This window comes from Streptomyces sp. NPDC001889 (genome assembly GCF_053594535.1).
In genome coordinates this window covers 120,844-140,049 of the sequence record NZ_JBSFER010000011.1, presented here as the reverse complement: position 1 = coordinate 140,049, position 19,206 = coordinate 120,844, and the positions used below count along the sequence as shown (strand labels likewise).

Here is a 19,206-nt window from a genome sequence, read left to right as displayed (position 1 = left end):
GGCCGGTGGGGGCAGCGGTCACGGAGCGCGCTGCCCCCGACATGCCGGTGCCGGCTCGCCCAGCCGGCCGCCACCGCCGATCCTGTCGATCTCCACCACCGCACCCCCGGTGCCTGGGCGGACCGGGCGCTGCCCGCAGTCGCGGTGCCGCTGCTCGCCGAGCCCCCGCCCTCCCGGCTGCCGAGGACGCCGCGCTCGCCCGGATGGTCGGCGTGGTGCGCGTGCTGCACCTGTCCGACCCCGGCACCGGCACGAGGTCCCTGCCCTGCCATCGGTCGCTCCGGTCGGGGCCCGGTGTCTACTCGGGAACACCCTGGAAGCCGGTCAGCAGGGTGTCGAGGATTTCCTGAGCCCCGGTGTACGCCGGGGCGCTCGGCTGCTCGCCGGGTGCCGGGGCCGGGTCCGAGGGACTGCTCCCGGCGACTTTGAGCACCTCGACGAGGAAGCGGCCGTTCGTGCCGTAGACCAGAGCCTGGCCGTACTCCAGGGACACGTCGGCCGGTGCGAGGGGGTTGCTCGGCGTGTTGGGCGGACTGTAGCCGGGGGCGATCCTGCCGTCCGGCCCGGTGCTCCAGTCGGGCCCGGGTGACGGCGGCGCAGCCCGGTACCGGGCGTCACTGATGACGGCCACCCCCGGGCCGTGCCTGCCCGTGGTGGTGCGCGCGGCGGTGGTGACCGGAGCCTGGGAGCGGGAGGGGGTGGATGCCGGGGGGTGGACGCTGCGGGGGCCGCAGTCGCGGGCCGCGGTCAGCACCTCGGCGAGCAGTTCGGCCTTGTCGGCCCGGCGGGGCAGGAGGTAGATGCTGACGGTGAATCCGGGGTCGAGCCGCTGCGACCGCAGTTCGTACAGGGCGGGTACGGACACCGGTTTGCGTGTGGCCGCTCCCTTGTCGGTGACGCGCGCGTCGCGGTCCCGCTCCACCAGTCGGCAGGGCGCGATCCCCAGGGGCCGGTCCGGCCTGGGGCGGTGGACCACGCCGTCCCTCAGTGCGGAGACTCTCCGGTCCAGTTGGGAGTCCATGATTCGCTGCATGTAGGAGGGTTCGAACTCGTCCTCGGAGGCAGCCGGGGTCGGTGCCCCGTCCGAGGAGGTGCACCCGCTCACCAGCAGACCGCCCAGAACCGCCGCCGTCGATAAGAGCCGCCCTATTCGCATGCCCCGACGATACGGCAACCACCCCTGCCGGTGTCACGGAAACCATTTGCTGGATGGCGGAGTCAAGTTCGGCCGCGATCCGCGCGGTCATCGGTCGGTGGCCTTGCGGGCGCGGGGTCGAAGCGACTGCGTCCGAAGATCCTTTTCCGCTTTGTCTGCTGGTAGCCTCAAAGGCCAAAATGACTGGTCCCTCTGCTCGTTGTGGACCGGCTGTGCGCATTTCTCTTCACTTGGAGATTCCTTGACGACATACGAGCCTTTCGCCACACCGGGTGTGCAGGTGTGCTCTCTCAAGGTGACCGCGCATCAGGAGATCGCGGCGGGGACCACGTACAGGATCGTCCGTTTCCCCTTTGGCGCGGACGAGTCCTCGGACCGGTTCCAGATGCACGAGGAACTGCAGCCGGACGGCCAGAGCGTGGGCAATTGGGCGGGGGACGACCGCAGCGGCCTCATCTGGCCGTCACGATCCGGGTGGGGCCAGCTCTACGCGATGATCCAGTGGGAGGCCGCGAGCCCTGCGGGCGGCTACACCGAGCTGCGGGACCAATTCGTCCGCAGCCCGCTCACCGCCCCCGACACCACGGCGACCGATCATCGCGCGCCGACGCCCGGCGGCCAGTACTTCACCAAGGGCCACGGCATGTTCGTCACCCCCGGCGTGCCGATCGCCCTGCGGGTGATGCATAACGACGCCAGCCCGCGGAATCTGATTCTCGCGGAGTTCAAGCTCGTCATTCATGAGGCGGCCTGAGCGATCGGTGGGGGCAGGGGTGGCCGGGTCCGCCGTACTGTCCGCCCGTCATTGCCGGGTGGCGGTGTCGTTGTGGCCCACGGCCCGTTCGAGCGATGCCCGGGTGGCCGCGACGGGATCTGCGAGCCCGCGCCTGGTGGCGGAGGCCGCGCGGACGGGCCGCGGCCCCGAACCCGCTGTCCGGGTCCCGGGTCCAGCTCTGGACGGTGGTGCGGTTGCGTCCGCCGTGCTGGGCGATGTGGATGGTCCAGCCGTCGATCTTGGAGACGATCCCCGCGTGGTTCCAGCGCCGGTGGGTGGTGCACCAGGCGAAGGCGATGTCCCCGGGCCGGACGTCGAGCAGGGATATCTCCTTGCCCTTGCGGTGCTGCCCGAGGTGGGTGCGGAGTTGGGCGGTGACGGTCCGGGTGACGCTGTCCCCGTGCTGGAAGCCGAGTGGTGTCCGCCTGCCATGACCCGGATGCCGGGGTCGAGCCCGGCCGCGATCCTTGCGGTCGGACAGTGGGTCGGGGCCGAGCGGGTTGAACCCGACCCAGCGCGGACGGAGCGGGTTGACGAGCTCCGCGGTGCGCCGGATGCCGAAGCCGTGTGCTTCGGCGTCCAGGACGCCGACGTTGTGCCCGGCCTGCCGGGCGAAGGTGGCGATGTAGCCCATGCCGAGGACCGGCAGCGTGTAGTCGTTGACGCGGGCCCGCCGGTCGTAGTCCCGCAGGGGCGCGTTGACGAGCAGGCAGTCGAGCAGCCGGTCCGGTTCGGCTCCGGCGATCAGGTCGTGGTCACCGGCCGGCGTGTTCTGAGGTACGGGCCTGGGACCCCCAGGTGAGTGTCGTCAGGGTGAGAGCGTGCAGAGCGCCGGCCTCAGGCCCGCGATGCGGCGCCACTCCTTCTCGAAGGACCTGCCGGTCCTGTCGCCGAGAGGCCAGTCGCAGGACGGCGCGATGCGCGCCGCCCAGGTCCGCACAGCGAGGTCTGCATGCGGGTAGACGGCGGAGTCACCGGTGAAGTCGGCCGCGGCGGTCTGGGCCGTCCAGGGCCCCACCCCCGGGATCGTGCCCAGCGCCTCCGCGACGAGCCCGGCGGGCGCGAGCCGCTCCCACTCCTGTCCGTGGTGCGGGATCGCTTCCGCGGCGGCCCGCAGCATGGGCCGGTGGAGCCTGGCTCCCACCGTCGCGAACTCCTCATCGGTCAGACCCGGGACCCGCTCCGGACCCGGTGCGGGATGCCGGGTCCGACCGCCCGCGGACACCGGGGCACCATAGCTCTCGCACCAGCGCCGGTAGAGCGCGCGCTTGGCCGGCACGCACGATCTGCCGCGGCACCGCTGTGGTGACCGCGTCCCACAACGACGGCGCGGACAGCCGCACGACCGGCCCCAGACCGATGAGCCCGGTGCGGAGCGCGGCCGGGACACCCGCCGGGAGGACTGCCGGGTCCGCGCTGACAGCTTGCGGCTTGACATCCTCGCCACCCGACACGCACCTGAGCGACGGCCCGGCCGGCCCGGAGACGGCCATCCACGTCCCGCCTCCCGACCGCAGGGCACGCGCCCAGGTCCCGTCGGCATCCTCGGTCCAGGCCGGATGGTCGGTGGCCGGCACGGTACTCATCAAAGACTCCCCGGTCGCGGGGCGGTGCTCCCCGCCGGCATGCCGCTCCAGGGCGAGAGCTGTGGGCGGAAGCGGCAACCCGGGGACTTCTGCCCTGGGCGGAGGCCCTGTGTCGCGGCGCCTCGCTCACCCACACGCATGAGCCCACCAACAGGCCGTCCCGCCTCCACACCCTGCGCCTGCGGGATGTACCGCGGGCCTCGCGCCGCACGGCCTCACGGGCCGGGATCTCCGCGCCACGCACGTCCCGGAAGGGAGTCCGTCTGGCTTGCGGGTCAGAACGGATGCTGAGAACGCATCCGGGGTCGGTGAGGGCTCAGCGGCATACTGTCGCGCTCACCCGCGCCAAGTACGTTGAGTGACATGCGAGTTGACAGGCATGAGGCACGTGCCAATGCTTCATTGCATGTGCTGAGGGGGTCCATGGAAACATCTGATCTGACGGGTGACAGCCTGGTGAAAGTCCTGGCGGCCCTCGCCAGTCCGCACCGGATGCGTGTACTCGCCGCCCTGGCAACAGGCCCCACCTACGTGAGCCAACTGGCTCGGGACCTGGGGATCAGCAGGGCGCTGCTCCAGGTGCACCTCAAACGGCTGCAGACGGCCGGCCTGGTCTCGGACCGCGTCGAAGTGTCGGATGACGGTAAGGCGATGAAGTTCTACGAAGTGGTGCCGTTCGCGCTGTGCCTCACGCCGCGGACACTCGCCACCGCGTCCGAGTCGCTGACCGGCAATGCCGACCGCGGCGAAACCGCGGAGAAGGAGAACTGAAGCACATGTCCGATTGGCTCATCGAAGAGTTGGCTCTCTTCCTCGTGGTCGGCGCCGTGCTGGTGGCCGCGATCTGGCTGATGGCGGTCAAGCAGCGCTCGAAGGCAGAGCTGGTCAGGGACACCAGCTACCGCACGATCGCGGAGCGGGCGGTCGCAGCCCAGGAAGCCACTCAGCACGACCTGGCCAGCATGGATGCCCGGATGGCCAGGATCGAACGCATTCTCAAGGATGTGGACTGAGTCATCCGCGCCGTACCCTGGCAGACGCTGGCGGCTACGGGGTGCCGACCTCAGCGGGGCCCGCCGCTGGTCAGTTCCTCCGGACCGTCCTCGTCGTCGAGCCCGGGTCCCGCTGTGGCCCCAGAGCGCAGTCCGCGAGCTGAGTGCTGCGTCCCGTGGACCGCAGCCCGTGCACCGCCTGTGTCTACAACCCGGCCGTCACCCGGATTCCGCCGTCCCCGGACCGGCCGCGTGAGGCGATCAGCGGGCACCTCGGGGAGGCACCAGACCCCAAGAAGCCCCCTGCCCGCCGACTGCGCAGGACAACCGCCCCCGGACAGGGGGCGAAGCGGACGAGGAGGGATGATCCGGCGCGCGAAGAGACCATGCGGCGACTGCCCCTGGCGCCGAGACGTGGGGCCCGGGAAGTTCACCAGAGAGCGCTACGACTCCTTTGCGACACACCCCGCGGCAGCCGGAGATCGTCGAGAGCTCTGCCGCTTGCCTCGCGCAGGGGCTGTTCGCCTGCCACATGATCGAGGAGAACGATGTCGCGTGCGCGGGCTGGCTCGCCGTCGCCGGGAACCAGCATCTGACCGTGCGTCACGCCCCGGCGCGCGGCCTTCCGCCCGGCCACGTACTGAAGCCCGGTGACGGCTGGCCGCCTCTGTTCGACGGCTTCGACCAGATGGCCGACCGTCAGGCCCCGCCCCAGCCCCGACCCCGCAGGAGAAACGTCCCCGGTGACCGAGCCCTTCCGCGTCGGACACTCCCGGCAGAACGCTGATGCTGCTCGCCACGGTTCCAGCGGAGTCCATCCGGCCCGGCGGAGGCCCCACATGGCCACGGCATGGCCCTGGATACGCGGACCGGGCCGCGGTGTCACGCCTGCGAGAGCCGGACAGATCGGCCGCAGCTACTCGTTCGGGTGATTTGCGCTGTGCCGGGACGATACCGGTTCTGGGCGGGCAGGCTTCACGGAGCCGAATCCGTGAGGTGAAATGGTGGGATTTTCACGTGAGTACGGGCACGGGATCAGTGAGGGGCCGACTCCGGCGGACAGGGCGAGGGTGCCTGTTCTGCCGTATCCGAGCGGCTGGTCCGCGCTGGCGTTCTCCACCGAGGTGCGGGCGGGCGTTGTCCTGACCCGGCCGCTCGCGGGTGAGGACGTGGTGCTGTACCGGTTGCGGACGGGGACGGTTCGGGCCGTGCGTCCCTACTGTCCGCACCTGGGTGCGCATCTCGGTCTGGGGCGGATGGAGGGGGACGATCTGGTGTGTCCGTTCCATCTCTTCGCGTTCGGCCCCGACGGAGCGTGCGTGCGGACGGGCTACGGCACCCCACCGCCCAGGTCGGAGCTGGACACGCTGCCGGTGCGCGAAGCCAACGGGGCCGTCTTCGTGTGGCGGCACCACGACGGACGTGCCCCGGACTGGTCGATCCCCGACTGGCATGTGATCGGCCACCTGCCCGCCCGCAGCGCTGTGTGGGAACTGGCGGGGCATGTGCAGGAGGTGATCGAGAACTCGGTGGACGTCGGGCACTTCGCCACGCTCCACGGCTGGAAGAAGGCAGACGTCGGCGGGCCCGTCGCCTATGACGGAGCCGGCTTCCATGTGTCGCTACGGGCACATGAGTCGGCGCCGCTGCTGGGAGACTTCACGGTCGAGGTGGAGGTGGACGGATACGGGCTGGGGTGTCTGCACGCCGATGTGTACACACCGCAGGTGGGTCTACGGGTGTGCACGACGGTGATGCCGACCGCGATCGGCCCCAACCGGATGCAGTTCCGGCAGCTGAACCGGCTCGCGTTCAGCCAACCGGGACGGCTGCCGGGCCCGCTCTCCCGGGCGGTGAGCCGGACTGCCGCACGGCTGCTGAACCGTACGGTCTTCCGTGCCAGCTGCGAATTCACCGCCGCGGACTTCCCCATCTGGCACCACAAGCAGTACCGGCAGCCACCCCGCCTCGCCCAGGGCGACGGACCGATCGGCCCTTTCAGACACTGGGCACGCCGCTTCTACCCCCACCCGAAGTAGGCGACCACAGCACCCCCCGGGCCCTGAACCACAGCCCGAGAAGCCTGGCTGACCGTTCCGTTGAGCAGCCAGGACAGGTCGGGGCTTGTGAGGAGACACGCACGGCGATGGATCTGGGGCCACCTGTTCGTGCACTCAGCACCGCGCGTGCACATGCTCGAAGCCACCCGCGCCAACGCCGACGTGCTCGCCCCCGGCCGCCTGTCCTGCACCACCTGCCTGCGCGTCGCCCGTCGCATCGCCCTGACGCCGCCGGCGGACTCTTCCCCTCGCCACCGCCGCCCACTCCGACTGATGCTCGACGAACTCCTCGCCAACCTCAATCCACCCCGGCGAACCGGACGCCCCCGCGCGCCATCAAACGCATCATCTGCGGCTCCCTCATCAAGAAACCCGGCGAACGCGACACTCCACACCACCGCGCAGCTTCAACCTCCCACCAGCCGAACGAGCCTCTCAGCTCACGAGATGGCACGACGTAGAGCTTTGGTGGGACTCACTCCGGATCCGTCTACGGAAAAGACCGCGGACGAATAGCGTGGCAACGCGCATATCGTCATCGCAGGTGCCCATAGCCGGGTCGGCCTCATCCTTTCCCGGCTGCTCGTGGGCCGGGAACACCAGGTCTCCGGGATCATCCGCCACCCGGAGCAGGCGAACACGGTCCACGCGGCCGGCGCCGGGGCCGTGCTCCTGGATCTGTCCGACACCCCGGCGGAGCGGCTGGCGGAACGACTCGACGGCGCGGACGCAGTGGTCTTCGCCGCAGGCGTCGGTCTCGGCGACGCCCCGGGCCGGGCGAACCCCGTCGACGGCGTGGCGGCCCTGACGCTCGCGGACGCGGCGCGGCTCACGGGTGTCCGGCGCTGCGTCATGCTCTCCTCCATGGCCCCCGGCCCCGCCGCCCACTACCCCAGGAACCCGCTGGTCGAGACGTACCTGCGGGCCAAGGGCGAGGTCGACGAGGAGCTACTGGCCCGGCCCGCCCTGGACTGCACCGTCCTACGGCCCGCCTGGTTCCGGGACGGCCCCGGCGCCGGACTCGTCCGCCTCGCCACCACCACCGGCCCCGGCGAGATCGACCGCGCCGATGCCGCCGCCGTCCTCGCCGCGCTGCTCGACACCCCCGCCACGGCCGGGCTGACCCTGGAACTGGTCTCCGGCACCACCCCTGTCGCCGAAGCGGTCACGGCCGCCGCACTCCAGCGCTGAACCGACGCTGAGCCGGCGCCACGGAATGCGCGGGCCCGCCGGATGCACCCGGGCCGGCAACCCCGACACTCACCACATCACGCAACTCAGGCCCCACGAGAGCTTCTGAACATCCGTCATACACGATGCAGGGGCCGGCTTGGCCCGTCACTATGGCGAGTGGGTGCCGCGCAGTCGGCGCAGGAGAAAGCCGAGGCCATCCACGACCTGGCGGCCGATGAGCAGGTCGCGGTCCGGGTGGCCGCCGACCTGCTGCGCCGCCCGGCGGTAGCCGAACGAGCCGCGGCCGATGACACGGCCAGGCATCTGTTCAACCGTGCACAGAACGACCGCCTCATCGGTCGCCGGAGCGGCACCTCAGCGGCACGGCTGGTGCGAGAACCAGCACTGGAGCGCGACCCCGTCAGGTTCAAGGACGGGTTCCTGCGGAACTGGCGAAGCCTCCGGTGCCGGCCGGATACGCAGGCGTACCGGGCCGGACAGCGGAGGCTTCGCCGGGCCGTGCCCCTCGGTGGAGAGCGGTCGCACGGCCGGTCGGTGGGGCGGGACGCGGGGCCCACGGGAAGGGGTCGCGGGCTCATTGGACCGCTTCACCGGACCCGTACCGGGGGCAGCTGCGGCGGGGATGGTGTCCGGGGCCTCACGGAGCGGGCCCGGACGCGTCCGTCAGAGGGGCGCCCGGACGGTCACAGGGTCCAGTTCCAGGCGTAGATGCGGTTCGGGTTGACATCGCCGTACGCGTAGCCGGGGCTGAGGACCCCGATCTGCCACACGCCGATGCAGGAACCGCCCCGGTACAGGGCCATGTTCCCGTTGGTCCGGTTGTAGGCGCTGCGCGGCGCGGAAGCCCCCTGCGGCACCGCGCCCTGGCACTGCAGACCGTTGGACGGCTTGGCCAGGGCCCAGCCGTTCCCGGAGAAGTTCGCGCCCTCCCAGAAGCACATCGCGCCGTCAGGACACTGCTCCGGCCCCCGCGCGCCGCTCGGCAGGGCGATGGCACCGGCGGGCAGGACGGACACGGCGGCCTTGACCGGAGCGTCGCTCCCGGCCGGGGCGGACTGGGCCGGGGCGGCGGTCGCACCGAGAGCCAGAACGACGGCGCCGACGGCGCTCGCGATGGCCGTTACGGCCCTCGTCCTCGACGTACGGATCATGGCGTACTCCTTCACATTCCCCGCACGGAGGACATGTCCGTGCCAGGGCGAACGGCCCGACTGATGAAGGGCCGCCCAGAGCACACCAGCCCCCGCGCCGCGCCGATAGCCCTCGATCGGACGCATCACTCGTCCGAGCGATAAAATGCGCTTGTATGACTATGGCGGACATACGGAAACCCCTTCCGGCCGGGGAAAACAACCTTCGGATCAAGGGCTGCCCGCGACGGATGTCAATGCCTCACATCTGGGAATCACCCCTGTGCGAGGGCTGATTGATCTCCGGCATCCGCTGGTTCCCTGACGCGCGGCGCCCGATCGGTCAACCGAATGGGTACTTCCACATCGACGGCGCACACGCCATCCCTTCATCGATTTCCGCGCCCGGCACACCACCCCGGGCACGCGCGCCACTGATGCCCGTCGCGGATGGCCAGGTGCTCAGCGACTGGTGGCAGCGCAGGGCGCGCGGCGCCGGCGAGGCGTCGCCCAGGGCGGCCGGCTCGCACAGCACGGGACTGGAACTGCCCGTGCTGTGCGAGCCGGCAACGGCACTACCAGGTGCTCGCCGACCTGGTCGACGCCGACGGTCACCTCTCCCACATCGCCCCCAGCGTCATGCTCGACGGCGACGACATCGACACCTGGAGGTGGCGGCTGCAGGAACCGGGCACCTGGGCGCGGCTCCTGCCCGAACAGCGCGACCGCCTGGAGGCGCTGGGCATGCGGGGCGCGGCCCTCCCCGTGGCGGCCATCGCCCCGGCGGACACATGCCGTGGAGGAGGGCGAACCGCCCCTCAGGGCATGGCCAGTCGAGCGCTTCCCGGCAAGCCGCCTGAGGCGGCTTTTCGGGATTGCATCCTCGTCGTCCGGCCCGAGCTGGAGTCCCTGCGGGCCACCCCGCCGCTCGACGCGCCGGCTTCCGCATCCCCGGCGGCCTGGGTCGTCTCTTTCGGATCGTGCCGGGCTCGCGAGCCCTGGTGCCGCGCCTCGCCGCGTTGTCGTCGGTCGCCGATGCTCCGGGTGGGCTCCCTCCTCCGCCTTGCGATCCACGGCACCGGACCCCGCTCACCGGTCCGGCCCGATCCGAAAGAAACTCCCTGCCCCGCTACGTCACCGGGGACGCCGCCGGGATCGCCCAGGGCATCGTCCTGGCCACCATCGCCGCCATCGCCGCCGCGCCCGCCGTCACCCGCACCGGCGCCGTCCGGCTGGCCGGAGCTGGGACAGGCCCCGGCGCGCTGAAGACTCGAGTGGATGGCCCGAGAGGGATCAACGCGCACGACCTGGGTCCGAGGACGGCCCGTGCGGCGGATTCTCGTGTTGTGCCAGCAGACTGGTGATCCCTGCACGGACGAACTCTCGTGCCTGCTCGGCGCGTTGGGCCCGCCAGTCGGCAGAGGCAGACGGGTCCTTCTGACGGTCCTTCCCGTATCTGCGTTGGCGGATGTCATCCACGACTCCTGCCGGTGCTCCCATGGAGCGCAGTTCTTCGAGGGCTTGTCCTTTGGTGATCAACTGGCCATTGCGCAGGGTCACCGATGCTCTCGCGAAGGTCAGCATCCCCAGGTCCACCCAGATGTCCTGGAGCCACAGTCCGGCCTTGGCGCTGCCTGTCACAGGCAGCCAGTAGTCCTCCAGCTCGGCCCGGATGAACTCGGCGAGCTCTTGATCGCTAACCCTGGGCAGCAGGCCGGCCGGTGGCGGTCCGCTCAGGACAACCGCCCCCAGGGCCAGTTCGCGCCGGCTCACAGGGGAGACGGGACGCTCGAACCACTCGCCCTGAGCCCAGGCCGGATGTTCCTGCGCCGTATCGGACTCGCGCCCCCGGGGCACATAGGTGCAGTGCAGGGCCCGGGCAAGAGGGACGTCGGCGATCAAACGCCCATGCACAACTCGCAGTTCCTCTTGCTGCACGTCATGGAGTTCCGTACCGACCAGCGCCACCAGATCCAGATCACTCCGCCCGTGCTGGTAGTCCCCCAGAGCCAGCGATCCATGCGCCCAGAGAGCGGCCAGAGGCACTACGCCTCCGACATCGGACGTGAAGCGTGCAAGCAGAGGCTTCACATCACCGGGGAGGTCGCGCACCGAGGTCGTTCCTGTGCGGAAGTTGCCCATCGCGGCGGAGGAGCCGAGCGGGTGTTCCCGGATCTGATCCTGTTCTTCAGCGGACAACTTGGAGCTCCTTCTTCTGCCTGTTCCGCGGGTTGAGACCACTGGGCACACCGGACTGAGACGGGGCGACCTGGCGGACTGTGGCCGTCGGTACGTGGTAAATGCGTTGGCGTGCCGCACCAGGCCGTTCGGGTCGGGATTCGAGGCGGCCCGTGGTCCAGCCGGCCGCTTCCGGACGCTTGAGTTGCCGGCAGAAGGTGTTGAGCCATGGGCTGCCCCGGGTCACCTGCCTGATGACGCCTGGAACGGTTCACCAAGAGGGGACCTACCCGGTTCAGAGGAACGAATCCCGCTCATGTGTTCCTCTCTGGCACGGCTACGACACATCCGCGCGGAATCCGACACGAGGAAGGAGATCCCACAGCCCGTCACGGCGTCTCCGGTCCGGACCGCCCCGGGGCGTGTGCACCCACGACCAGCCCGGCGTGGGCGAACGCTAGCGGAAAGTTCCCGACCCGGTACTTCAGACGGGGTCCCATTCCTGGAGACCGAGGGCGCTGCTCAGCGCGAGGAGTCGGCCGAACAGCGTCTCGGCCTCGTCGCGGCGACCGATGAACACGAGGACCTCGACGAGCCGGAACGAGCACAGGAGGTGTCCCGGCGGTAGCGCCACCGGGTGGCCGGGCCCGACGCCCCGGCCGGGGCCGGGCGCCAGGCTCCGTGGTCGTCGGCGCACAGCGGCCCGGTGAGGATGGAGGGCGAGCCGGAGCGGGGCAGGCACAGCCAGTCGCCGGTGCCGTTCCGGTCCACCAGGGCGGAGGTTTGGAGGTCGCCGGTCAGGGCGTGGTCCGTGGTGCGTGACCTGGAAAGGGATTCCTCGCGGGTAGCTGGAACGGAACAGGGGCGCCCGCCGGGCGGGCGGGGCGGGTCAGCGGCGCTGGACGAACCGCATCCGAGTGGTGCGGGTGCGGCCGGGACCGAGTTCGTAGTGCCATCGCAGGGCCTGCGCGGGTCTGGTGACGGCGGGCACGGCCAGAGGGCGGGAGAAGCAGCTGGTGACATCCGCGTGGATCAGCCCCGGCCGGGCCGTGAGGCCCACGGTGACCGGCCCGTTGGGGACTGCCGGTGGTCGATGGCTTGGGCGACCGACGCCGTCACGGCCTTCACCAGCCCCTGCGCCCGGCTCCGGGCGCCCCGGAGAAGGAAACCGTGGGTCACCCCGGTCACCGAGGGCAGATGAACCGCATCGGCGGGGAGGACGAGTGACACAGCGGCCCACCCTCCCCGGCCCGGGGCTCCGCGGAAGCGGGCCGGGCCTCCGCCGGCAGGCCGGCTTCTTCCACCACGACCGACCGGGTCGCGAGCATCCGCAGCACCCGCGGTACTGTGTCGCGTTGGGGCCGAGCTCCGAGGCGGCAGGGACGATGAGCCGGCCGCAGCCGAGCAGCGGCCCCAGATGCCGCCGGCCCGGCCGCCGGTCCGGCGCGAGCCGCGTGTCGCTGTCGGCAGCCGCGCCCAGAACCCGGTAGCGGCGCCCGCGCGGCCTCCTGGACGAGAACCGGTGGCACCAGCAGGCGCTGGCCGTCGCCGACGCAGGTGTGGACGAGGGCGGGCAGGTGCCGGGCGTTCACTTCGCCCTCCGGCGCGTCCTCGTCTTGATGCGGGGTTTCCGGTAGTCCCGGGAGTTGCCGCACACCAGGTTGCCGGTCACGGTGATTCCCGGCGGGGACGCTTCGCAGCCGGGTGTGCAGCATGCCGGCGAGGTCGTGGATGTGCTGCCAGCGGTCCTGACGGAAGTAGCCGGGCCTGGTCCCGCCCATCAGGCGCAGCAGCGGGAACGCCTGGGGCACCGTGACGTCGCCGACACGGACGCGAGGCCGTTCACCCGGGGGGTGACGGAGTCCATCGGGCAGTGGTGGATCTGCGCCTTCTGGCCGGGGCTGGAGAGGGTGACCCGAGGGCCGGTGCGATGCTCGCCACCGCCGCCGCCCGGCTCAACCAGGCCGAGTTTGTCGAGCAGGGCCAGAAGCTGCTGGAAGAGACCTATGGCCGCGACCGTCCGACCGACGCCCGGTTCGCGGAAGCGGGCAACCGCGAACGCCCCGGCGTCCTTGACGCCGACCTCGTCCGGGCCCTGCGCACAGGCGCCCAGACCGATGCGTCCGACGACGTGCTCGACGCCCTCGCCCGGGCCCTCGACGCCTCCCCGGTGTTCTTTCGGAGCGACAGCGCTGAGGTCGCCCAGGTCGTCGCCGCGGTGAGGGCGGCCCAGGCGGGCCTCACGGTGATGGCGGCACGAGGGGCCGGCGAGGACGGTCTCCCGGCCGAACTGCTCGATTTCGTCACCGACACGTTCGCCGGCATCCTCGACCCCGATCCCCCCGGCGGCCGATGAGACGAGGGCCGCCGCACGGTGCGACGGCCCTCGCATCGTCAGGGCTGCAGTTCGATGTGCCGGGGAGTGCCGTCCCCCAACGCAGCGAGCGCGGCCTGCCACAGCGGCCGGACAGTTGCCGGGATCTCGTGCGGCTCGATGGCCTCCGGCGCGGCGAACCGGTACGCCTCGATCTCCCCCTCCTGAACCCGTACGGAGCCCTGCTGCCCGGCCGTCAGCTCACCCGCGTCGTACACGTAATAGATGTGGGAACCGCCCTCGGGCTTCACGATGTAGGCGCTCACCAGAAGCCGCTGCACCGCGAGGTCGAGGCCCAGTTCCTCGGCGATCTCCCGCCGGCATCCCGCCGACGGTGTCTCGCCGCTGTTCACCCGCCCGCCGGGCAGATTCCATCCCGCCTTGTAGCCGGGCTTGACGATCAGGAAACCGCCCTTCCCGTCCCCGATGAGGGCACCGGCGGATACCTGCGGGCGGGCGTGTGTCTCGTTCTCGATGATGCTCTCCGGTCTCAATCGGGCTCAGGCAGTGGCTGTGGCGGGATGGCGGCCGAGGAGCTGCTGGGCAGCCTGGTCGCTGGCGCGGGTGTACGCGGAGGCGACCGCCCGCAGATGGGGGATCTCGGCGGCCAGGTCGCCGCCCGGGTGGAAGGGGAGGGGGGCCGGGCAGCCCGGCTCTGTGCCCAGAGTGGTCCGGGCCGCGCGGTTCCAGTACGCCTCCGCGTGGATTTCGTCGCGCCGGGCGAAACGCAGTGCCCGATCCGCCAGGTCGGCGGGAGCGTGCCGGCGCAGCTCGTGGATCGAGTCCCTGACCTCGGTGACGTACCGGCCGAGCTGTGTGGTGCACGACTCGCCGGCCCGCCCGGCGGGATCACGGACCAGACTGAGGGCGGGGCCGAAGCGGTGGCCGTCGAGGAGACGGCTCGACTGATGGCGGACGACGTCCGGGGTGACCAGCGCCAGGTCGCGCCAGAGCGGATGCAGGTCGATCAGGCCGCGATACGTGCGGTAAAGGGCGGTCCCCGCGTGGACGGCCGGGGCGATGGAGCCCACTACCCACAGGAGGAAGCCCAGGTACAGGAGCGAGTCGGTCACCGCCTCCTGTGCTTCGGCGAACTCGTCGCTCACCGGATCGACTGTGATCAGCACGACATAGGTGACGCGTGCCAGGGCGTAGAGAACCAGGACGATCATCCCGACGGACATCATGCCCAGGCCGACGCGCAAGGACCTTATCGGGGCATGGCACCGGGTGGAACCCCACTGAACCGCGCACACGGCACCGGCCGAGGCGGTGTAGCCGTAGAAGAGCCCCATGTAGATGGCAAGCGCCACCTCGCCGGCGTGCCGGGCCATGAAATGGGCGGTGGCATCCGGGTGCGGGGTGCTCAGCCCGGTGAAGAATGCGAGGGCCATGATCGCGATGGTGCCCAGCGAGGCGCGGGTCGCGATCCGGTGGACCCGGGTGGCGGTTCGGGCGTGCCGCGACGCCGAGGTGGCTGCGTCGGCGTCCTGACGGACGGCGGTCACGTACTTCAGGAGGACGCAGATCCCGAGGATTGCCAGGCTGTGTTTGGCCAGGTAGGCCAGGTCGGGCACGCCGAGGGAGTTGATGAACTCGCGGCCGGGCTCGGTCCGCGACAGCCACGAGGCCACCCCCTGCCGTGCGTGACTTCCACGAACGCCTCGCCACCATCCTCACACCGGACAGCGGAGAGCAGCCGAACTGAGAGACGGCCCCGGTCTCGGTGCCCTTCAGGATGCCGATTCATCCGAGTCAGAGGACTTACGGCCGCGGGCACGTCGTAGAAGGCGCCTCGCCAGCAACACCACCCAGGCCACCAGCATCAGCGTCGCGGCGACCCTCACCCAGGGCGCGGTGCCGCTACTGGCCGCCGTCCACCCGAAGAACAGGATGCTCAAGCACATCCAAGCCGGGCCATCAAGGAAATCGCCCCTCGGGTCTCGTGACACCCCAACCCCCTGCCCAATTTCGCGGCCTGTTCGCCACGGCAGAAGGATACGGCAGCGGATCGAGCAGTCCCCGATCGCGGTCGAGTGACTCTGCCGGCCACCACGCGCTCCGGCAGTGACGTCAATTTCTCGTGAACATCCACGAGGCTCAAGATCGCAAACTGCTGCTCAAACCAGAAGGCAAACGCTGCTGCTTGAGGTGAACGAAGCCACGGCGTTCTGGCCGTCGACGCGTTCTCCCGAGTCGGTGACACGCTGGAATGCCCGCCCCAGCACGTCCATGACCTGCTGGCCCGCGAGTTCATCGACGAAGTCCACGACGAGGTCGCTGTCGAACGGGCCGGTTCCCCACGTTCCCACGCATGGCTCCTGATACGGCTGTCCCGGACGAATACATGGTTCCAGGAGCCACTGACATCGGTCACGGGGCGAGGGTGCCCCGCTTGCTGAAGCCGGCACGACCGAGCGTCTGACACTTGGGCATTACGGCTGACTGTATCTCTGTGCCCGCCCTGAACAGGACCGGGCCCGGGGCACCCTTCGGACGGTTGCGGTGCCTGTGCGGGCCGCGAGACCGGGCCCCTGCCAGGAACAGACGGTGGGTGAGGATCTCTCCGGTCAGCGGACGCGGAGAAAGCCGGCGTACTTCTCCTGCCACAAGGAATCCGGTCGCCAGGACCTCTCCGGGAGCCCCGGGGATCACCCCGGGGCCCACCGCTCAACGCTCGACAGCACTCCGCGATCCATGCGCCGTGCCGCCCGTACGACAGCCCCGTCGTTTCCGATGCCGATGCCGGCCCCGCAGAGCTGAACCCGGCACGCGGGCAGCGCGGCGGCCGCCGGTCCGGCAATGCGCCGAGGCTTTGGTGGGCCACGTCCTCGGCAGTAGGCCGCGGAGCGGATGCGGCCCTCCCACCTCCGCCGGGAGTCCGGCCCGGGTGCGACCCCCTGTCGGCGCCGGTGCCCGCCCCGTGAGCTTGCCGGCGCGGGGCCGTCACTCCAACTGCCGGGCCGGAGCGCCGGCCGGTCCCTGCTGGGCGGTCACTTCACGCAGCGCCACCACGGTGAGCCCGATGATTCCGGCGATGGCCCGGGGATCGTCGCGCAGCGTGTGGAAGAGGGGCATGCGGCCATCGCGCCCACCTTGCCGGGCAGAGCGGGGATGGCCACTGCCGCGTCACTGTGATGGCCGTGCCGGCGGCAGTGGCCGAGCTGCCTACCGCTGGGCGGATGCGCGTCAGTCCGCGTGACCGTCGCGACGCCTGCGGCAGTGAGGCCGGGCAGGACGTCAAGGCGCAGGGCCCCCGCGCATCGTCGCCGGTTGTCTCCGATTGCGGCCACCACCACTCGAACGGCCTGCCGGACTGCTCGCCCCGGTGGAAATCTCCTCACCACGGATGAGGCGGTCCACCAGGTAGTACACGCAGGTCCTCTGCGTACCCGAGCCCTCGTGCTCACGCGGGAACCGGTCCGCCTCAGGGTGCTGCGTTCCCTCGGCCGCACGATCGTCCACGACCGCTGCCCGTCCTTCCGCTGGACCCTCGATTCCCCGACCGGGACGTGCCGCACCGCCGCCCTCTCGCAGATCAGCCCGGAGACCGCCGAGGCCCTCGCCGCCGTGACGGCGGCCACCACCGCGGCGCGCCGGCACCTGGATCTCCCCACCGACCCCGCCGGGGGCCAGCCGTGCCCGGGCCGCGTACCGGACAGCCGACCACCCCCGGACCCCGCCCCGGCCGAGACGGCGCGGCCTCGGGCCCGGATACCGGGGCATCGGCACAGGGCCCTGAACCCGCCCGCCTCGCGCTGCCGCGTGCTGCGCCCGGGGCGGGGTGCGCGCACGCTGGAGGGTATGGAGAGTGCGCCGATCACCGTGCACCGGCCGTCGCCGTCCGGCGGCCGGCGGGTCAGCGTGCACCGCAACAGTCGGGACGAGATCCTGGGCCTCGCGTTCTCCGATACGGATCTCCAGGTCTTTCTGGAAGCCGCGGGCATCACCGACCCGGAACTGATCCTCGACCATCCCGCCTGGGTGGAGTGGCGCGGCATCGGCGCGCACCGCTGGACCGCCGACTGACACCACCCGCGCCGGCGGGGGGCTGGAGTGGCTCCGATCACGGGAAGCTCCAGGCCTGGGACGGGAACGTCACCGTGGTGCTGGACCACGGCGCCTGGTCCCTCATGGTGGCCTCGGTTCCGATTCCGGCGGAGATCCGTGAACCCGGCGAGGGGTACGGGATCGTCGTCGATGTCACCGGCCGCTGCATCGCGGGCGAGAAGGCGGACCAGGCCGCCCGGAAGATCCTGGGCCAGGACGGACAGGTCCCCTCCGGGGGAACTCCTCGCCGCCCGCGGTGTCGCCGCGGACTGGGCGGCGAGGAGTTCCCCCGGGGCACGACGGCGCTCGCGCTGCCGCCCCTCTTGCGTCAGTTGAGGTACGTTCCCGTTGGCATCATGCCGAGTCCCGCCGAGAGGCTGGTGAAGTAGAGAGTGTTCGAGCACGCTGTCCGGGTCCCGCCGAACGGGTTGGGGCACGTCCTGCCGTTCTGGGTCGCGGACATGAGGCCGTGGGCCACGACCCCGCCGGACAGACGGTAGCTGTAGACGGGGCCGCCGCTGTCCCCCTTGCCGGCGATGTACTCCCAAGGGGAGTAACCGGTGACAGCGGTATACTTCTCCGTACCGTTGAACCACCTCCAGTAGTAGCCGTCGTCAACGGGCACACCGCATCGTTCTCCGGTCAATGATCCGCTGACACAGACGTACTGGCCCTTGAGAACGTCTTTCACGGAGTACACGTGGTGTACAGGTTGGAACGAGTTCTTGACGGGCAGGCCACCCACGATGGAACCCCCTGACATTTTCCTCGGTTCAAGCTTTATGAGCGCCGCATCGTTCTGCACATCTATGTGGGAAACGGTTCCCAGATGGCTGTCATTGGCGGTTTGCCAACTCTGGCCGACTTTCGTAGTGCAGTGCTCTGCCGTGATGATGAAGTCGTCTTTTGTACCACGCTGGGAGGCGGTAAATCCGGAGGTACATCTGGAGCCGGACACCGTTCTGATGGCCTGTCCGCCGAATTGCGGGCTTGTCGGGAGGCCGATGCGCTCATCGCCGATGGGAGAGGCGGCGCTGTCGGCCTTCAGGGTGACCGGTATCCCCCGTGTCAGGGACGAGGGGATCACTTCGGCGGCCTTGAGCGGTTTCACACCGGCACGGGGGGCTGTGTCGGGTACGTCGATTCCGACGGTGAGGGAGTCCCCGTCCTTCCCGGCTCCCACGCTCACGATTCTCGCACCGCTCACGCGGACCCCGGACTTGGCGATCGCGCGCATCGCCTTCTTCAGCTCTTCGGCGGTGTAGCGGGTGGCGGCGACCTTGACGTTCAGCCCCTTCTTCCGATGCGACGCGATCACACGGGTGACGTCCTCGGGAGGCTTCCCCTTCCAGCGGAGTGTGTAGCCGTTCGTCTCCACGGAGATCGTCAGGTCGTTGTATCCGCCGGCAGGGTCCTTCTCCACCAGTTCGGTGATCTCGTCCGCCGCCTCCAGGATCGGAGCCTGACGCATCATCAGAGCTTTCGCGGCCGCCCTCTTCTCGGCCTCCGGGGACGCCCCGGAGGCGGGGAGCCCCCTGTCGCCCGCCGAGGCGGAGTACGCGCCCGCCGGAATCAGCGGGAGGGCGAGCGCCAGCGTCGCCCCGATCGCTGTCACGGTTCTGGAGAATCTCATCTGTGATTGCCTTTCGAAGTTGCCGATGCTCGAATCGCCGGTCACACCGCACGTCCCGGCCGCGTGCCGAGTGCTCAG

General features: G+C 70.5%; 22 protein-coding genes and 1 pseudogene. 11 read left to right on the top strand and 12 right to left on the bottom strand.

The features are described 5' to 3' along the window. Nucleotides 1-298: 298 nt before the first annotated feature. Entirely contained in the window at nucleotides 299-1,021 is a 723-nt protein-coding gene (locus ACWCRA_RS14790; protein WP_451067753.1) for a hypothetical protein, read from the bottom strand. Nucleotides 1,022-1,397: 376 nt separating this feature from the next. On the opposite strand from ACWCRA_RS14790, the gene ACWCRA_RS14785 reads away from it, so the two are divergent. Further along, the gene (locus tag ACWCRA_RS14785; protein ID WP_351543923.1) at nucleotides 1,398-1,910 is read left to right on the top strand and encodes a hypothetical protein; all 513 of its coding nucleotides are present in this window, start codon (nucleotides 1,398-1,400) and stop codon (nucleotides 1,908-1,910) included. Here ACWCRA_RS14785 and ACWCRA_RS14780 read toward each other — a convergent pair. Both ACWCRA_RS14780 and ACWCRA_RS14775 read right to left on the bottom strand, forming a co-directional pair. Then, nucleotides 1,891-2,565, bottom strand: coding sequence for a hypothetical protein (locus ACWCRA_RS14780; protein WP_451067752.1), 675 nt, complete (start codon nucleotides 2,563-2,565; stop codon nucleotides 1,891-1,893). The genes ACWCRA_RS14785 and ACWCRA_RS14780 overlap by 20 nt on opposite strands. A gap of 174 nt (nucleotides 2,566-2,739) precedes the next feature. Beyond that, nucleotides 2,740-3,075 carry a hypothetical protein gene (locus ACWCRA_RS14775; RefSeq protein ID WP_451067751.1) on the bottom strand — a complete coding sequence of 112 codons (336 nt, stop codon included), beginning with the start codon at nucleotides 3,073-3,075 and terminating at the stop codon, nucleotides 2,740-2,742. 805 nt (nucleotides 3,076-3,880) lie between these two features. On the opposite strand from ACWCRA_RS14775, the gene ACWCRA_RS14770 reads away from it, so the two are divergent. The 7 genes and pseudogenes from ACWCRA_RS14770 (at nucleotide 3,881) to ACWCRA_RS14740 (ending at nucleotide 8,471) form a co-directional block, all read left to right on the top strand. After that, nucleotides 3,881-4,288 (top strand): ArsR/SmtB family transcription factor, encoded by a 408-nt coding sequence (locus ACWCRA_RS14770; RefSeq protein WP_451067750.1) that lies wholly within the window; start codon nucleotides 3,881-3,883, stop codon nucleotides 4,286-4,288. 5 nt (nucleotides 4,289-4,293) lie between these two features. Further along, nucleotides 4,294-4,530, top strand: coding sequence for a hypothetical protein (locus tag ACWCRA_RS14765; protein WP_451067749.1), 237 nt, complete (start codon nucleotides 4,294-4,296; stop codon nucleotides 4,528-4,530). A 342-nt stretch (nucleotides 4,531-4,872) separates the two neighbouring features. Next, a pseudogene (locus ACWCRA_RS14760) lies at nucleotides 4,873-4,971 on the top strand (DUF6283 family protein); the annotation flags it as partial. Then, nucleotides 4,964-5,296, top strand: coding sequence for a DUF6283 family protein (locus ACWCRA_RS14755; RefSeq protein ID WP_451067748.1), 333 nt, complete (start codon nucleotides 4,964-4,966; stop codon nucleotides 5,294-5,296). The pseudogene ACWCRA_RS14760 and the gene ACWCRA_RS14755, both read left to right, overlap by 8 nt. Before the next feature lie 217 nt (nucleotides 5,297-5,513). After that, nucleotides 5,514-6,548: a Rieske 2Fe-2S domain-containing protein gene (locus ACWCRA_RS14750; RefSeq protein WP_451067747.1), complete on the top strand. Its 1,035-nt coding sequence runs from the start codon at nucleotides 5,514-5,516 to the stop codon at nucleotides 6,546-6,548. Nucleotides 6,549-7,100: 552 nt separating this feature from the next. After that, nucleotides 7,101-7,760 (top strand): NAD(P)H-binding protein, encoded by a 660-nt coding sequence (locus tag ACWCRA_RS14745; protein ID WP_351544040.1) that lies wholly within the window; start codon nucleotides 7,101-7,103, stop codon nucleotides 7,758-7,760. A 42-nt stretch (nucleotides 7,761-7,802) separates the two neighbouring features. Continuing rightward, a complete protein-coding gene (locus ACWCRA_RS14740) occupies nucleotides 7,803-8,471 on the top strand; it encodes a DUF6192 family protein (RefSeq protein ID WP_451067746.1) in 669 nt (222 codons plus the stop codon). Here the strand turns inward: ACWCRA_RS14740 and ACWCRA_RS14735 are convergent. From ACWCRA_RS14735 to ACWCRA_RS14720, 4 genes are all read right to left on the bottom strand, one after another. Further along, complete coding sequence (locus ACWCRA_RS14735) at nucleotides 8,447-8,914, bottom strand: peptidase inhibitor family I36 protein (protein WP_451067745.1); 468 nt, start codon at nucleotides 8,912-8,914, stop codon at nucleotides 8,447-8,449. The genes ACWCRA_RS14740 and ACWCRA_RS14735 overlap by 25 nt on opposite strands. A 1,272-nt stretch (nucleotides 8,915-10,186) precedes the next feature. Beyond that, a complete protein-coding gene (locus ACWCRA_RS14730) occupies nucleotides 10,187-11,092 on the bottom strand; it encodes a hypothetical protein (RefSeq protein ID WP_451067744.1) in 906 nt (301 codons plus the stop codon). A gap of 463 nt (nucleotides 11,093-11,555) precedes the next feature. Continuing rightward, nucleotides 11,556-11,768 carry a hypothetical protein gene (locus ACWCRA_RS14725; protein ID WP_451067743.1) on the bottom strand — a complete coding sequence of 71 codons (213 nt, stop codon included), beginning with the start codon at nucleotides 11,766-11,768 and terminating at the stop codon, nucleotides 11,556-11,558. 192 nt (nucleotides 11,769-11,960) lie between these two features. Next, nucleotides 11,961-12,131 carry a hypothetical protein gene (locus tag ACWCRA_RS14720; protein ID WP_451067742.1) on the bottom strand — a complete coding sequence of 57 codons (171 nt, stop codon included), beginning with the start codon at nucleotides 12,129-12,131 and terminating at the stop codon, nucleotides 11,961-11,963. Nucleotides 12,132-13,001: 870 nt separating this feature from the next. On the opposite strand from ACWCRA_RS14720, the gene ACWCRA_RS14715 reads away from it, so the two are divergent. Continuing rightward, the gene (locus ACWCRA_RS14715) at nucleotides 13,002-13,427 is read left to right on the top strand and encodes a hypothetical protein (protein WP_451067741.1); all 426 of its coding nucleotides are present in this window, start codon (nucleotides 13,002-13,004) and stop codon (nucleotides 13,425-13,427) included. Nucleotides 13,428-13,465: 38 nt separating this feature from the next. Here ACWCRA_RS14715 and ACWCRA_RS14710 read toward each other — a convergent pair whose 3' ends face one another. The 4 genes from ACWCRA_RS14710 to ACWCRA_RS14695 all read right to left on the bottom strand — a co-directional run bounded on the left by ACWCRA_RS14710 (nucleotide 13,466) and on the right by ACWCRA_RS14695 (nucleotide 16,523). Continuing rightward, nucleotides 13,466-13,939: an NUDIX domain-containing protein gene (locus ACWCRA_RS14710; protein WP_451067740.1), complete on the bottom strand. Its 474-nt coding sequence runs from the start codon at nucleotides 13,937-13,939 to the stop codon at nucleotides 13,466-13,468. 6 nt (nucleotides 13,940-13,945) lie between these two features. Beyond that, nucleotides 13,946-15,079, bottom strand: a complete 1,134-nt coding sequence (locus tag ACWCRA_RS14705) for an MAB_1171c family putative transporter (protein WP_451067739.1) — start codon at nucleotides 15,077-15,079, stop codon at nucleotides 13,946-13,948. A gap of 486 nt (nucleotides 15,080-15,565) precedes the next feature. Next, a complete protein-coding gene (locus ACWCRA_RS14700) occupies nucleotides 15,566-15,757 on the bottom strand; it encodes a DUF4259 domain-containing protein (RefSeq protein ID WP_451067738.1) in 192 nt (63 codons plus the stop codon). A 634-nt stretch (nucleotides 15,758-16,391) separates the two neighbouring features. Further along, nucleotides 16,392-16,523, bottom strand: a complete 132-nt coding sequence (locus tag ACWCRA_RS14695; RefSeq protein ID WP_451067737.1) for a hypothetical protein — start codon at nucleotides 16,521-16,523, stop codon at nucleotides 16,392-16,394. Between the two features lie 726 nt (nucleotides 16,524-17,249). Here ACWCRA_RS14695 and ACWCRA_RS14690 point away from each other — a divergent pair. Next, complete coding sequence (locus ACWCRA_RS14690) at nucleotides 17,250-17,474, top strand: hypothetical protein (RefSeq protein WP_451067802.1); 225 nt, start codon at nucleotides 17,250-17,252, stop codon at nucleotides 17,472-17,474. Nucleotides 17,475-17,548: 74 nt separating this feature from the next. Next, entirely contained in the window at nucleotides 17,549-17,884 is a 336-nt protein-coding gene (locus ACWCRA_RS14685) for a hypothetical protein (RefSeq protein ID WP_451067736.1), read from the top strand. Here ACWCRA_RS14685 and ACWCRA_RS14680 read toward each other — a convergent pair. Beyond that, on the bottom strand, nucleotides 17,824-19,173 hold the full coding sequence (locus ACWCRA_RS14680) for a hypothetical protein (protein WP_451067735.1): 1,350 nt from the start codon (nucleotides 19,171-19,173) through the stop codon (nucleotides 17,824-17,826). The genes ACWCRA_RS14685 and ACWCRA_RS14680 overlap by 61 nt on opposite strands. Between the last annotated feature and the right edge of the window lie 33 nt (nucleotides 19,174-19,206).